Below are 671 nucleotides of genomic sequence, written 5' to 3'. Positions count from 1 at the left end.
AAGGTGCGGCTGGATCACCTCCTTTCTGGAGCTTGTTCGACTCGATTACACCAACGCGCTGGGCTTCGCCCACGATTCGTGGTCATCTGCCCGCCTTACCCATAGCGGTTTGTCTTTTTCATCATTCAATATTTTCACGGATTCGACTCCGCGAGTCGACCCGGGCTTGTAGCTCAGGTGGTTAGAGCGCTACACTGATAATGTAGAGGTCCCTGGTTCGAGTCCAGGCAGGCCCACTTCGTTTAACGAATGGTTAAGCGTGGATCAACCGGGGGATTAGCTCAGCTGGCTAGAGCACCTGCCTTGCACGCAGGGGGTCAACGGTTCGAATCCGTTATTCTCCACCACAGTATATGCTATCAATCGGATAGTGTATTGGTGACAGAATAGTACAGGAATAGAATAGGTAACTATTCGATTTCACATTGTAGCCCAATTGGGGTTGCATACGTTCTTTGACATAGAGGAAAACAGAGTTTAAGAAAGAGAAGAACAAAGAGTGATTAACCTATGGTTAGTCACCCGAGCCGGCCACCTTACGGGGTGGCCTCTACCGAGAAGTAGAAAAGGGCACACGGGGGATGCCTAGGCTCTCAGAGGCGATGAAGGACGTGATAAGCTGCGAAAAGCTGCGGGGATCGGCACATACGAATTGATCCGCAGGTATCCGA

At 50.8% G+C, this 671-nt stretch carries 2 tRNA genes and 1 rRNA gene; all 3 read left to right on the top strand.

Annotated features, from left to right (window positions below):
• Positions 1-162 precede the first annotated feature (162 nt).
• A tRNA-Ile gene (locus tag KLP40_RS21075) sits at positions 163-236 on the top strand.
• A 34-nt stretch (positions 237-270) separates the two neighbouring features.
• Positions 271-347, top strand: a tRNA-Ala gene (locus tag KLP40_RS21070).
• Positions 348-554: 207 nt separating this feature from the next.
• Positions 555-671: ribosomal RNA gene (locus KLP40_RS21065) — 23S ribosomal RNA — on the top strand; the annotation flags it as partial.

Origin of the sequence: Hymenobacter piscis (assembly GCF_018760735.1) — a bacterium.
Taxonomy (GTDB): Bacteria; Bacteroidota; Bacteroidia; order Cytophagales; family Hymenobacteraceae; genus Hymenobacter; species Hymenobacter piscis.
Note: the sequence above shows the minus strand (reverse complement) of the source record. Positions and strands in the feature narration are given on the sequence as shown.